This is a genomic window from Staphylococcus agnetis, assembly GCF_002901865.1.
Taxonomy (GTDB): domain Bacteria; phylum Bacillota; class Bacilli; order Staphylococcales; family Staphylococcaceae; genus Staphylococcus; species Staphylococcus agnetis.
In genome coordinates this window covers 18,964-34,041 of record NZ_PPQF01000023.1, presented here as the reverse complement: position 1 = coordinate 34,041, position 15,078 = coordinate 18,964, and the positions used below count along the sequence as shown (strand labels likewise).

Here is a 15,078-nt window from a genome sequence, read left to right as displayed (position 1 = left end):
GTTTTGAATAGGGCTATTAATATTAGTATTTTCTTAAGACATAAGTATATGAGTATAAATTTATACCTAAAAATGATATGATGTGTTGTTGTAAGCGATAGAGTTTATTGCTAAAGGAGCGAAATAAATGGGTTTTATAACAAAACTGGTTGAAGGTAATAACCGAGAAGTGAAACGTCTTGGAAAAATTGCTGATAAAGTCATTGCATTAGAAGAAGATATGGCAATTTTAACTGATGATGAGATCAAAGCAAAAACACGTGCGTTTCAAGAACAATTACAAAGTATTGAAGATAAAAGAAAACAAGATAATATGTTAGATGAGATATTACCAGAGGCATTTGCATTAGTTAGAGAAGCATCAAAACGTGTCTTCGGTATGATTCCTTATAGAGTTCAAATTATGGGTGGTATTGCCATTCATAAAGGTGATATTGCGGAAATGAGAACAGGTGAAGGTAAGACCTTAACAGCAACGATGCCAACGTATTTAAATGCACTCACAGGTCGCGGTGTACACGTTATCACAGTCAATGAATATCTTGCATCATCACAAAGTGAAGAAATGGCGCACTTATATGAATTTTTAGGCCTAACAGTTGGTTTGAATACAAACAATTTACAAACAGATGAAAAACGTGAAGCATATGCGCAAGATATCACTTATAGTACTAACAATGAACTTGGTTTTGACTATTTAAGAGATAACATGGTGAATTACAAAGAAGACCGTGTCATGCGTAAGCTGAATTTTGCGATTATTGATGAGGTTGACTCTATTTTAATTGATGAAGCACGTACCCCTTTAATTATTTCGGGAGAAGCGGAAAAATCAACATCATTATATACACAAGCGAATGTTTTTGCCAAAATGCTTAAAGCTGAAGATGATTACAACTATGATGTTCAAACGAAAGCCATTCAACTTACAGAACAAGGCATCGATAAAGCAGAACGCATGTTTAAATTAGACAACTTATATGATGTTAGACATGTGGATATCATTCATCATATCAACCTTGCGTTAAGAGCGCATTATACAATGGCTAGAGATATCGACTACATGGTTACTAATGGTGAAATCTTAATCGTCGATCAATTTACTGGACGTACAATGCCAGGGCGCCGTTTTTCTGAAGGGCTTCATCAAGCGATTGAGGCTAAAGAATCAGTTAAAATTCAAAATGAATCTAAAACTATGGCCTCAATTACATTCCAAAACTATTTCAGAATGTATAACAAATTAGCAGGAATGACAGGTACAGCGAAAACAGAAGAAGAAGAGTTCAGAAATATTTATAATATGACGGTAACTCAAATTCCAACGAATCGCCCTGTACAACGTGTGGACCATTCTGACCTAATCTACGTAAGTCAAAAAGGGAAATTTGACGCAGTTGTTGAAGAAGTAATTGAAAAACACCGTAAAGGTCAACCAGTCTTATTAGGTACTGTAGCAGTGGAAACAAGTGAATACATTTCTAATTTACTTAAAAAACGCGGTATTCGTCATAGTGTCTTAAATGCTAAAAACCATGAACGTGAAGCTGAAATCGTCGCTGATGCGGGTCAACGTGGTGCAGTTACGATTGCAACAAACATGGCTGGTCGTGGTACAGATATTAAATTAGGTGAAGGTGTAGAAGAGCTTGGTGGACTTGCCGTTATCGGGACTGAAAGACATGAGTCACGTCGTATTGATGATCAGTTACGTGGACGTTCAGGACGTCAAGGCGACCGAGGAGATAGTCGTTTCTATTTATCATTACAAGATGATTTGATGGTGCGTTTTGGTTCAGAACGTATGCAAGCAATGATGAATCGTTTAGGCATGGATGACTCTACGCCAATTGAATCTAAAATGGTTTCGCGCGCTGTAGAATCAGCCCAAAAACGTGTTGAAGGTAACAACTTTGATGCACGTAAACGTATTCTTGAATACGATGAAGTATTGCGAAAACAACGTGAAATTATGTATGAAGAACGTAATCGTATTATTGATGATGAAAGCAGTTCAGAACTTGTAATCGAAATGTTGAAATCGACGTTACAACGTACGATTCAATATCATGTCAATGAAGATGCAGAAAATCCAGATTATGAACCGTTAATTCATTACGTAGAGGATGTATTCCTCCATGAAGGAGAATTAAAAGAATCTGAAATCAATGGTAAAGATCGTGAAGATATTTTTGATATCATTTGGGCTAAAATTGAACAAGCATATCAACGTCAAAAAGATGCATTGGGTGACCGTATGCCTGAATTTGAACGTATGATTTTACTACGTTCTATTGATGAAAGATGGACATCTCACATTGATACTATGGACCAATTAAGACAAGGGATTCATTTACGTTCTTATGGTCAACAAAATCCGTTACGTGATTATCAAAATGAAGGTCATGAACTGTTCGACATTATGATGCAAGGCATTGAGGAAGATGTAAGTAAATATATCTTAAAATCTGTAGTCTCTGTTGAAGATGATGTACAACGTGAAAAAACAAAAGAGTTTGAAGGTCAACACGTTTCAGCTAATGATGGCAAAGAAAAAGTAAAACCAAAACCAATTGTTAAAGATCAAGAAATAGGACGTAATGAACCATGCCCATGTGGTAGTGGTAAAAAGTATAAAAATTGCTGTGGCAATTAAACTTTGATGATTAGGAGTACAGACATGGAACGATCTGAAATTAAACGTGTAATTGAAAATTTCGAGTCAAAACTCGATCAACTCAGGGGGTCTCTTTGACTTAGAAAAAAAAGAGACAGATATACAAGAATATGAAGAAATGATGGCGCAACCCAACTTTTGGGATGATCAAGCGAAAGCGCAAGAAATCATTGACCAAAATAATGCTTTAAAGGCAATCGTGACTACGTATCATGACATTAATAATGAAATCGAAGACATGAAAGCAACGTTTGAACTTTTGCAAGAAGATGATGATGAAGAACTCAAAAATGAACTGGAATCACTCGTTGAAAGCTATGGTACAACAATTGACCGCTTTGAGCTTCAACTTTTACTTGATGGTGAACATGATGCAAATAATGCGATTTTGGAGTTGCATCCAGGTGCTGGTGGTACAGAATCGCAGGACTGGACAAATATGTTGCTCAGAATGTACCAGCGCTTTTGTGAACAACAAGGGTTTAAAGTAGAAATCGTTGACTATCAAGCTGGTGATGAAGCAGGAGTTAAGAGTGTGACGATGATTGTTAAAGGTCATAATGCTTATGGTTATTTAAAAGCTGAGAAAGGTGTGCATCGCTTAGTACGCATTTCACCATTTGATTCTTCAGGACGTCGTCATACATCATTTGCTTCATGTGATGTCATACCTGAATTCAATAATGAAAAAATCGAAATTGAGATTAATCCTGATGACATAACTGTCGACACGTTCCGTGCTTCGGGTGCTGGTGGTCAGCATATTAATAAAACAGAATCAGCAATCCGAATTACGCATCATCCGACTGGTATTGTCGTAAACAACCAAAATGAGCGTTCACAAATTAAAAACCGTGAAGCTGCAATGAAAATGCTAAAAGCGAAATTGTATCAACTTGAAATTGAGCAAAAAGAGCGTGAACTTGCTGAAATTCGGGGAGAACAAAAAGAAATTGGTTGGGGCAGTCAAATTAGATCGTATGTTTTTCACCCGTATTCTATGGTGAAAGACCATCGTACCAATGCGGAAACGGGAAATGTAAACGCGGTTATGGACGGAGAAATTGGGCCGTTTATAGATGCTTACCTTAGAAGCCAATTGAATTAAAATGTATAGAAACTTGGAGTGTGGACTTGAACGTAATACTCCAAGTTTTTCTATTTAGAAAGGAGTACAGAAAGAATCTATGTTACGAACTTATGTCATTGCGTTGATCGTTGCGAACACATCACTCACACAAAGTATTGATGTCCATAATCGTGCATCACTGAACGATTTGTCACAAAAAACAGGTATATCTGTTCAAGAATTAAAAAGTTTAAATCCCTCATATGGGCAACCATCGCAAACGATTAAAAAAATTCGTATCCCTAATAAACATGTTCATATTGTAGAAGAAGGTGATACCTTAAATCGTATTTTGGCACGTTATCATTTAACAACGCACACATTTTATCAATATAATCCGACCTTTAAAACATTAGTACCCAAACAACGGTTAGCGATATCTCCTAAAGGAGCCGCGTTGTTATTTCAACCACGACAGATACCAACGCCTACGATAGCATCTCCCTCGCGTACTTCCCAACCAAAACATCACACATCGTATCAAGATAGGTCACTTTCCACTTTAAATATTCTTCATAAAACAACAGCCTATTTCCAAGGGAACAAAACCTCCTCAAAAACACAGCCACCTATTAAAGATAAATCAACATTAAACTTTTTAAATCATAAATCAGATTCCTCGCAAAATTTATATTTACAAGGTCAATGCACGTATTATGCTTTTCAAAGACGAATGGCACTAGGACGTCCGATTCACAATCATTGGGGTGATGCCAAACATTGGTATGCACATGCGCGAGCCCAAGGATTTCATGTTTCAACGTCACCTCAAATAGGTGCAATCATGGTTTCGCAGGAAGGCCCTTTTGGGCATGTGGCCATTGTCGAAACGATAAAAAGCAATGCAATCGTCGTATCAGAAATGAATTGGGTGGCACCTTTTGTCGTCAATCATCGCGTGATTGAATCATATGAACAATTTTATTTTATTCATTAAATTTGAATATTTATCGTACATTAATTTATATAGTGATAGAATCCTTCATTTTGTGTTATATTATCATCAAACTAGAAAAATACTTTCGCTTACGGTAATAGAACGGTTTCAAAACATTAAAGGAGGTCTGGTAATGGGTGTACATCAATATTTTAAAAGACTATCAGATTTAGAAAAACTAATTCGTTTGCCAGGTAAATTTAAATATTTTGAACATAATGTCGCTGCCCACTCTTTCAAAGTGACTAAGATTGCGCAATATTTAGGAACGGTTGAAGAATATCATGGCAAAGATGTTGATTGGAAAAGTTTGTATGAAAAAGCGTTAAATCATGATTTTGCAGAAGTGTTTACCGGAGATATCAAAACACCTGTAAAATATGCGAGTGGAGAATTAAAAAAATTATTTTCACAAGTTGAAGAAGAAATGGTGGATACCTTTATTACCGAGGAAATACCAGAACGATATAGAGCAATATATCGACAACGTCTTCAAGAGGGGAAAGACGATTCTTTAGAAGGGCAAATATTAGCAGTCGCAGACAAAATTGATCTTTTGTATGAAACTTTTGGGGAAATTCAAAAACGTAATCCAGAACCTCTATTCTTTGAAATTTATGAAATGAGTTTAGAAACAATTATGCAATTTGATCATTTGCATGCGGTTCAAGATTTTATTGAAAACATCATTCCTGAGATGTTAACAGAAAAATTCATACCTCGTACAGAATTACGAGAAATGACGATGCAAATTCTTAAAAATAGGAAAGTGTGATAATCATGATATGGTATATGTTAGCCGCATTCTTTCCATGTGTTCTCGTAGTTATATTTAGTGCAATCACGAGAAGCAAGTGGGTGGGCACACTCATTACACTTATTTTAATAGGTGCATCAGTATATAAAGAATTCTTTCACAATGAATGGATTATCTTTTTAGATGTTGTATCGTTATTAGCTGGCTATATTATTGTTGACCAGTTGCAAATTCATAAACAACAGGATAATGAAGGGTAAGATTTCCTTAAGAAAGGAATCTTATCCTTATTTGTGTTTAAGATAAGAAAAGTTAATTACTAAAATCCCGAACAGATGTTTGTACTTGCTGTGAAATTTTTGCTAAAATAAACTTACTATTGCGTTGAAAGGAGCGTACACGAATGGAGCATCATGCTTTTAAAATTGCATCCACATTTGACCCTCAAGGTGATCAACCTAAAGCGATTGCTGAACTTGCTAAAGGTATTAAAGAAGGTAAGCGTCATCAAACCCTTTTAGGGGCTACAGGTACCGGCAAAACGTTTACAATGAGTAATGTGATTAAAGAAGTCGGTAAGCCGACATTAATCATTGCACATAATAAAACATTAGCGGGTCAATTGTATAGTGAATTTAAAGAGTTTTTCCCTGACAATAGAGTGGAATATTTTGTAAGTTATTATGACTATTACCAACCAGAAGCGTACGTCCCGTCAACAGATACATTTATTGAAAAAGATGCTTCTATCAATGATGAAATTGATCAGTTGCGTCACTCTGCAACAAGTGCATTATTTGAGCGTGATGATGTCATTATTATCGCAAGTGTGAGTTGTATTTATGGTTTAGGTAACCCAGAAGAATATAAAGATTTAGTGGTAAGTATTCGTGTGGGCATGGAAATGGATCGTAGTGAACTATTAAGAAAACTTGTTGATGTACAATATATACGGAATGACATTGATTTTAAACGGGGAACATTTCGAGTTAGAGGCGATGTCGTAGAAATCTTCCCAGCCTCTAGAGATGAGTTATGTATCCGTGTGGAATTTTTTGGCGACGAAATTGACCGAGTCAGTGAAATTAATTATTTAACAGGAGAAGTGCTACGTGAACGTGAACATTTTGCACTATTTCCAGCATCTCACTTCGTTACCCGCGAGGAAAAAATGAAGATTGCTATTGACCGTATTGAAAAAGAATTAGCCACGCAACTTGAAAAATTGCGTAATGAAAACAAACTACTTGAAGCCCAAAGATTAGAGCAACGCACGAACTACGATTTAGAAATGATGCGTGAGATGGGATTTTGTTCAGGTATTGAAAATTATTCTGTGCACTTAACGTTACGTCCGTTAGGTTCAACGCCGTATACGTTACTCGATTATTTTGGAGACGATTGGCTAATTATGATAGATGAGTCACATGTGACTTTACCTCAAATTAGAGGGATGTACAATGGTGACCAAGCACGAAAAAATGTGTTAGTTGAACATGGTTTCCGTTTGCCTAGCGCATTGGATAACCGTCCTTTAAAATTTGAAGAATTTGAATCGAAAGCACGACAACTGGTCTATGTATCCGCTACACCTGGTCCTTATGAACTAGAGCATACGGATGAAATGGTTGAACAAATTATAAGACCAACTGGATTATTAGATCCTAAAATTGAAGTGCGACCGACAAAAAATCAGATTGATGATTTATTATCTGAAATACAAGAGCGTGTAGACCGTAATGAACGTGTGCTCATTACGACATTAACGAAAAAAATGAGTGAAGATTTAACAACATATCTTAAAGAAGCTGGGGTAAAGGTAAACTATCTCCATTCAGAAATTAAAACGCTAGAACGTATCGAAATCATTCGTGATTTACGTATGGGGACGTTTGATGTTTTAATAGGCATTAATTTATTAAGAGAGGGTATCGATATTCCAGAAGTGTCATTAGTTGTTATATTAGATGCAGATAAAGAAGGATTTTTACGTTCGGAGAGATCGCTCATTCAAACCATTGGACGCGCTGCACGTAATGATAAAGGTGAAGTGATTATGTATGCTGACAAAATCACTGATTCTATGCAATATGCGATTGATGAGACAGAACGACGTCGTAGTATACAAATGGCCTATAACGAAAAACATGGCATCACACCAACTACTATTAATAAAAAAATACATGATGTCATTAGTGCTACGGTTGAAACAGATGAAATCAATGATGACCACCGTAAAGAAGTCCCTAAAAAACTGACGAAAAAAGAACGAGAAAAAACGATTAAAAATATAGAAAAAGAAATGAAAGAAGCTGCAAAAGCGTTAGACTTTGAAAGAGCTACGGAACTCAGAGATATGTTATTTGAATTAAAAGCAGAAGGGTGAATAAAATGAAAGAACCGTCAATCGTTGTGAAAGGTGCTCGTGCACATAATTTAAAAAATGTAGATATTGAATTGCCGAAACATAAACTTATTGTCATGACAGGATTGTCAGGTTCTGGTAAGTCTTCTCTTGCTTTTGATACGATTTATGCAGAAGGACAACGCCGGTATGTGGAGTCGTTAAGTGCTTATGCCAGACAGTTTTTGGGTCAGATGGATAAACCTGATGTAGACACGATTGAAGGACTTTCTCCGGCAATTTCTATTGATCAGAAGACTACAAGTAAGAACCCTCGCTCAACAGTGGCGACAGTCACGGAAATTTATGATTATATTCGACTATTATATGCTAGAATCGGCAAACCTTTTTGTCCGAATCACGGCATTGAAATTGAATCACAAACGGTTCAACAAATGGCCGACCGTATACTTCAATTAGAAGAACGGACGAAAATTCAATTGCTCGCACCTATCGTGAATCATCGTAAAGGGACACATGAAAAATTACTCAATGATATTAGCAAAAAAGGATATGTACGGGTGCGCGTTGATGGGGACATCATGGATATAACGGCAGTACCTGAATTAGATAAGAATAAAAATCATACGATAGAAATTGTAGTCGATCGTTTAGTTGTGAAACCTGGCATCGAAACACGTCTCGCAGATTCAATTGAAACCGTTTTAGAATTATCAGAAGGTCGACTCGTTGTAGATGTGATAGACGGAGAACAATTGGAGTTCTCTGAAAAACACGCCTGTCCAATCTGTGGGTTTTCAATTGGTGAATTAGAACCACGGATGTTTAGTTTTAATAGCCCATTCGGTGCATGTCCAACGTGTGATGGTTTAGGACAAAAGTTAACAGTAGATTTAGACTTGGTTGTTCCGGATAAAGAAAAGAGCCTCAATGAGGGGGCTATTTTAGCCTGGGAACCTACAAGTTCTGATTATTATCCAACACTTCTTAAACGCGTATGTGAAGTGTATAAAATTAATATGGATAAACCGTATAAAAAGCTCACCGAGCGTCAAAAAAATATTATTTTGTATGGATCTGGAGACAAGGAAATTACGTTTGCTTTTAAATCCAAATTTGGCCAGTCGCGCAAAAGAACGATGGTTTTTGAAGGTGTCGTTCCTAATATTGAACGTCGCTATCATGATTCACCGTCAGAGTATGTTCGAGAAATGATGCAAAAATATATGGCAGAGCAAGTATGTGAAACGTGTCAGGGTCAGCGTTTAAGTAAAGAAGCGTTATCTGTCTATGTTGCAGGTAAAAATATTGGAGAAGTCGTTTCACAATCTATTCACGACGCATTACATTATTATCAAAATATCCAGTTGTCTAACCAAGATCAGCAGATTGCACGACTGATCTTAAAAGAAATCATTGCACGATTAGAATTTTTAAATAATGTTGGATTAGGATATTTAACGTTAAACCGTGCTTCAGGTACATTGTCAGGTGGCGAGGCACAACGTATACGCCTTGCGACGCAAATCGGTTCACGTTTGTCTGGGGTGCTCTATGTTCTTGATGAACCTTCAATCGGTTTACATCAACGTGATAACGATCGTTTGATTTCAACATTAAAAGATATGCGTGATTTAGGAAATACCCTTATCGTTGTTGAACATGATGAAGACACGATGATGGAAGCGGATTATCTTGTCGATATTGGTCCTGGAGCTGGAGAACATGGTGGTCAAGTGGTTGCAAATGGCACACCGAAACAAGTGATGCGAAATAAAAAATCGCTGACAGGTCAATATTTGAGTGGCAAAAAATTTATTCCTGTTCCAGAAGCACGACGTGACATTACAGAACGTAAAATTGAAATTAAAGGGGCACGCAGCAATAATTTGAAAAATGTTGATGTTGCTTTTCCGCTCTCTGTGATGAATGTCGTGACAGGTGTGTCGGGTTCTGGTAAAAGTTCTCTTGTAAATGAAGTGTTATATAAAGCATTAGCAAAGCAAATAAACAAATCTAAAGTACGTCCAGGTGCCCATGATGCGATTCACGGTGTAGATGAAATTGATAAAATTATTGATATTGATCAATCGCCAATTGGGCGTACACCACGCTCAAATCCTGCAACGTATACCGGCGTATTTGATGATATTCGTGATGTTTTTGCATCTACAAATGAAGCGAAAGTAAGAGGGTATCAAAAAGGGCGTTTCAGTTTTAACGTGAAAGGTGGCCGTTGTGAGGCGTGTAAAGGTGACGGTATCATAAAAATTGAAATGCATTTCTTACCTGATGTGTATGTACCTTGTGAAGTGTGCGAAGGCAAACGATATAATCGTGAAACATTAGAAGTCACTTATAAGGGCAAAAACATTGCTGATGTTCTAGCTATGACTGTTGAAGATGCAACACGCTTTTTTGAAAATATACCTAAAATTAAACGTAAATTACAAACACTTGTAGATGTTGGTTTAGGATATATTACACTTGGACAGCCTGCTACTACATTGTCTGGTGGAGAAGCGCAACGTGTTAAATTAGCCTCTGAATTGCATAAACGGTCGACCGGTCGCTCAATATACATTTTAGATGAACCTACAACAGGACTACACGTTGATGATATTAGTCGATTGCTTAAAGTGCTTAACAAAATCGTCGATAACGGTGATACGGTTGTTATTATTGAACATAATTTAGACGTGATTAAAACAGCAGATCACCTTATCGATTTAGGACCTGAAGGTGGAGAAGGTGGTGGCACCATTTTAGCTACTGGGACACCTGAAGAAATTGCTGAAACAAAATCGTCCTACACGGGCAAATATTTAAAACAAGTTCTTGCCCGTGATAAAGCACGGATGGAGGGTGAGCTATGAAAGAGGCACAAATGAAAGTTTTAGAATTGTTAGAAGCGCATAAAATTTCTGTGGAGTCTGCGGCGATTTTATTGGATGCAATGTATGGGAAAACACATGAGCATCAACAATCTGAGTGTAAAACAACCCAACACCAAGACATGTCAGCGAAGCCTCCAAATCACTCAACAGAAAATCAGTCGCATTCACATCAACACGAACGTCAATCCGATTCTTCAATGGAAGACTTTATGAATCAAACATTGAAACAAGTCACATCTACATTAAAAAAAGCTACAGATAAAAAGAATGAGTCCTCAAAAAAAGACCGTGAACAAAATGATAGTGCCATGGATACGTTTAGCCAAATTGAAAAAACATTTCGTGATGTGACTGAAAAACTGAATAAGTATGGCAAATAGCTTTTAAATCACAGGGTGAGCGTTGAAAATAAGTCAAAAAGATTTATTTTTATACTCTCACCCTGTTCATGTATAATGGAATGATAAACGATGAAACTTTATACGTATAGATTATTTTGTATACTATAATTGAAATCATTGATGAAAGCACTAATTGAGGTGAACGTATGTTAACGACAAAAGACTTAGTGGAAAAGTTCAAATTGAATGTGATTGCTGGTGAAAAAGGATTGGATCGACCGATAATGAATACAGATATCTCTCGACCTGGTTTAGAAATGGCAGGCTATTTTTCACATTATGCATCCAATCGGATTCAACTTTTAGGGACAACAGAATTATCTTTTTACAATTTATTGCCTTTGGAAGAACGTAAAGGACGGATGCGTAAATTATGTAGGCCTGAAACCCCAGCGATTATTATCACAAGAGGTCATGAAGCACCAGAAGAATTAATAGAAGCTTCACATGCAACGGATACGCCACTTATGTATATTGATGAAGCCACAACACGTGTTATGGGACGATTTACAACATTTTTAGAGCATGAACTTGCGAATTCAACATCATTGCACGGTGTGCTTGTCGATGTTTACGGCGTAGGTGTATTAATTACGGGTGATTCTGGTATTGGTAAAAGTGAAACAGCATTAGAGCTGGTTAAACGCGGACACCGATTAGTAGCTGACGACAATGTAGAAATTAAGGAGATTAATAAAGATCAACTCATTGGAAAACCACCTAAAATTATCGAGCACTTATTAGAAATTAGAGGATTAGGCATTATCAATGTGATGACTCTATTTGGTGCAGGATCAATATTAACGCAAAAGCGTATTCGTCTCAATATTAATTTAGAGACTTGGCGACAAGATAAACTGTATGATCGTGTTGGCTTAAATGAAGAAACATTAAAAATTATGGATACTGAAATTACAAAGAAAACGATACCCGTACGTCCAGGACGCAATGTCGCAGTCATTATTGAAGTCGCGGCGATGAATTACCGATTAAATATTATGGGGATCAACACTGCAGAAGAATTTAACGAGCGGTTAAATGCTGAAATATTAAAAAATAGTCAACGTAAAGGAGATGTGTAATGTTGTTAGGTTATATCGATCCTATCGCATTTTCACTTGGGCCAATTCATGTGCGATGGTATGGCATTATTATTGCAACTGCCATTTTATTAGGGTATGTCCTTGCACAAAAAAGCGCTCAAAAAATTGGTTTTAAAGAGGAAGAACTTATCAATACGATACTCGTTTGTGTTGTAGTTGCAATTTTAACTGCACGGCTTTATTTTGTAGTCTTTAATCTCAATTACTATCTCATGCATCCCGTCGAAATACCGATGATTTGGTTAGGTGGACTCGCGATACATGGAGGGCTCATAGGGGCATTTATTACAGGGATTTATTACTGCTATCGCAAAGATTGGCATCCATTCCAATTAGGTGATATTGCCGCGCCGAGCATCATTTTAGCACAAGCCATTGGACGTTGGGGTAATTTTATGAATCATGAAGCACATGGTGGTCCGGTGTCTCGTGCCTTTTTAGAAGATTTACACTTACCTCAATTTATCATTGATAATATGTTGATTGATGGTGTGTATTATCATCCTACATTCTTGTATGAATCGTTATGGAACCTTATTGGGTTTATCATTCTTATTTCACTGCGCAAGCATCTACTTGTAGGTGAAACCTTCTTCTTATACTTAATATGGTATTCTATCGGTCGTTTCTTTGTAGAAGGTTTACGTACAGATAGTTTGATGTTAACTGAGACAATACGTGTGGCACAGTTAATGTCTATCTTGCTCATACTCATAGGTGTAGGTATGATTTTATGGAGAAGATTAAAAGTAAAACCACCGAAATATAAAGATGTTTCAATTTTACCTTGGCCAACGCAAAGGAAGGGTAAGTCTTATGGCAAGAAAGGTTAAGGTCATAGTATCAAAAGGCAAATATAACCCATTGTGGTATTTGTATCGATTTATTTCGTTTGCCAAATTATTCAAAAATGTAATCATTATCGAATGTTTGCGCTATTTTCCATGGATTCAGCTTAAACCTCTGTTGTATCGACGTTTACTACATATGAATATTGGTAACCATACAGCTATTGCTTTTAAAGTTGTACCTGATTTAATGTATCCAGAGAAAATCACAATAGGGCACAATGTGACTATAGGCTACCATACGACAATATTAACGCATGAATTTTTACCTGATCAGTTACGGTTAGGTGATGTCAATATTGGAAACGATACGCTTATAGGTGCCAATGTTACAATTTTACCTGGCGTGACAATTGGAGATAACGTACTAATAGGGGCCAATGCCGTCGTATCCAAAGATATTCCTAGTAATTCGAAAGCGATAGGCAATCCAATACAAATTAAACCGTTGTGAAAGTGAGGTGACAAGGATGACACAGCAGCGCAAAATTATTCAACTTGATACTGATGTAGCATTATATGAGCGATTGGCACATCAAAAAATGTTACAGCAGGAATACGCAAAAGCAAAAAAATATTTGGACAAAGTGTTAGAATTGTCACCAGATAATTTTGATGCAAAACAACAACTTGCAACGTGTTATGTGAAGTTACGTCAGCCTAAAAAAGCGGAAGCGATTTATTATGAAGCATTGAGCAAAGATGATGAAATTGAAATGTGTTTGTATGAATTGAGTCAGTTAAACATTGACTTGAATGAACCGAATAAAGCGTATTTATTCGGGCTGCGGTATGTGTTTTTAACGCAAGATGAAGATTATCGTGATGAATTAGAACACATGTTTGAAGTTACATTGATGGGTGACGCGCAATTAGAGCTTGAAAGTGAATTATTTGTCGCTCAAATCATCTTTCAATATTTATTTGGTCAAGGTAGACTACTTGATGCACGTGAATATATATTGAACCAAGAAACGCATATTAAAAATCATAAAGTCATGAGAAACCTTTTAGCAATGTGTTATCTTTACCTCAATGAAAATAAAGAAGCTAAAGCAATGTTTGAGACTTTATTAGAGGAAGACGCGTCAGATGTACATGCGTTATGTCATTACACGTTACTTTTATATAACATGAATGAAACAAAGCAATATGCGCATTACATTAAAGTTTTAAACAAAATTATACCAATAAATGATGACCAATCTTTTAAATTGGGTATCGTTTTAAGTTATTTAAAGCAATATGAGGCGTCGCAACAATTACTTTTACCCCTTCATCGAAAAGGAAGTTTCCAAACGTTCCAACTTTTTCATGCCTTGTCTTTTAATTATTATTATTTAGGTCAACCATCTCAAAGCGAACACTTCTGGAAAAGATTGCAAGATTTTGCTAAAGCCACGCCGGGTGTGCCGCCATGGATTATGGATACGAGTGAGACTTATTTTAACGAACACATCGCGCCATTACTTACGAGTGATGATGGGCATCGACGTCTTTACGGATTGTTTTTACTTCATCAACTGAATGGAAAAGAAGTATTGATGACGAAAGATGTTTGGTCAATATTGGAAGATATGGGAGATTATGAAAAACTATATTTATCGTATCTCATCCAAGGTCTACAATTGCGAAAGTTAAATTTTATTCACAAAGGAATGCAACAGATTTATCAAATATCTGAAACGAAAGACGAAACAGCATTGTTTTTAAGTTGGATTAATTATGCCGAATCTTTATTAGAAACGGACGTAGATACAGACAATGTCAATGCGTATACTGCAGCAGTAAGTTATTTGTACTTTAATACAACAAATCAATCGATGCTAAAATCAAAGTTAAGTGAAATGTTCGGTGTTTCAGAAGATAAGTTAGAACGTGCATTAGCGCATTTATTGAGCATTTAACTTCATATTTAGGCTCAAAATGTTGTAAAATGCGTATGATAAAGAATAGAGGAGGAT

Annotated in this window: 12 protein-coding genes; all 12 read left to right on the top strand. The window is 36.4% G+C overall.

Going from position 1 to position 15,078, the window contains the following annotated elements:
* Positions 1-127: 127 nt before the first annotated feature.
* Positions 128-2,656: a preprotein translocase subunit SecA gene (secA, locus tag CD172_RS03940; RefSeq protein ID WP_103345552.1), complete on the top strand. Its 2,529-nt coding sequence runs from the start codon at positions 128-130 to the stop codon at positions 2,654-2,656.
* A gap of 24 nt (positions 2,657-2,680) precedes the next feature.
* Positions 2,681-3,785 (top strand): peptide chain release factor 2 gene (gene prfB, locus CD172_RS03935; protein ID WP_103345551.1). Its coding sequence is split into 2 segments (ribosomal slippage): positions 2,681-2,752 and positions 2,754-3,785, totalling 1,104 coding nucleotides; the frame shifts between segments, so codons are not numbered across the junction.
* A 79-nt stretch (positions 3,786-3,864) separates the two neighbouring features.
* Complete coding sequence (locus tag CD172_RS03930) at positions 3,865-4,743, top strand: COG3942 and LysM peptidoglycan-binding domain-containing protein (protein WP_060550605.1); 879 nt, start codon at positions 3,865-3,867, stop codon at positions 4,741-4,743.
* Between the two features lie 133 nt (positions 4,744-4,876).
* Positions 4,877-5,518 (top strand): YfbR-like 5'-deoxynucleotidase, encoded by a 642-nt coding sequence (locus tag CD172_RS03925; protein WP_037567881.1) that lies wholly within the window; start codon positions 4,877-4,879, stop codon positions 5,516-5,518.
* A 5-nt stretch (positions 5,519-5,523) separates the two neighbouring features.
* Positions 5,524-5,760: a CsbA family protein gene (locus tag CD172_RS03920; protein WP_037567884.1), complete on the top strand. Its 237-nt coding sequence runs from the start codon at positions 5,524-5,526 to the stop codon at positions 5,758-5,760.
* A gap of 143 nt (positions 5,761-5,903) precedes the next feature.
* Complete coding sequence (gene uvrB, locus CD172_RS03915; RefSeq protein WP_103345550.1) at positions 5,904-7,886, top strand: excinuclease ABC subunit UvrB; 1,983 nt, start codon at positions 5,904-5,906, stop codon at positions 7,884-7,886.
* 5 nt (positions 7,887-7,891) lie between these two features.
* Positions 7,892-10,741, top strand: a complete 2,850-nt coding sequence (gene uvrA, locus CD172_RS03910) for an excinuclease ABC subunit UvrA (protein WP_103345549.1) — start codon at positions 7,892-7,894, stop codon at positions 10,739-10,741.
* The gene (locus CD172_RS03905) at positions 10,738-11,142 is read left to right on the top strand and encodes a hypothetical protein (protein WP_103345548.1); all 405 of its coding nucleotides are present in this window, start codon (positions 10,738-10,740) and stop codon (positions 11,140-11,142) included. Before uvrA ends, CD172_RS03905 begins: the two co-directional genes overlap by 4 nt.
* 167 nt (positions 11,143-11,309) lie before the next feature.
* Complete coding sequence (gene hprK / locus CD172_RS03900) at positions 11,310-12,245, top strand: HPr(Ser) kinase/phosphatase (protein WP_060550609.1); 936 nt, start codon at positions 11,310-11,312, stop codon at positions 12,243-12,245.
* On the top strand, positions 12,245-13,099 hold the full coding sequence (lgt, locus tag CD172_RS03895) for a prolipoprotein diacylglyceryl transferase (RefSeq protein WP_060550610.1): 855 nt from the start codon (positions 12,245-12,247) through the stop codon (positions 13,097-13,099). Before hprK ends, lgt begins: the two co-directional genes overlap by 1 nt.
* Positions 13,083-13,568 (top strand): acyltransferase, encoded by a 486-nt coding sequence (locus CD172_RS03890; protein WP_103345547.1) that lies wholly within the window; start codon positions 13,083-13,085, stop codon positions 13,566-13,568. The genes lgt and CD172_RS03890 overlap by 17 nt, the downstream gene beginning before the upstream one ends.
* Before the next feature lie 16 nt (positions 13,569-13,584).
* Positions 13,585-15,021: a tetratricopeptide repeat protein gene (locus CD172_RS03885; RefSeq protein ID WP_103345546.1), complete on the top strand. Its 1,437-nt coding sequence runs from the start codon at positions 13,585-13,587 to the stop codon at positions 15,019-15,021.
* The last annotated feature ends 57 nt before the right edge of the window (positions 15,022-15,078 follow it).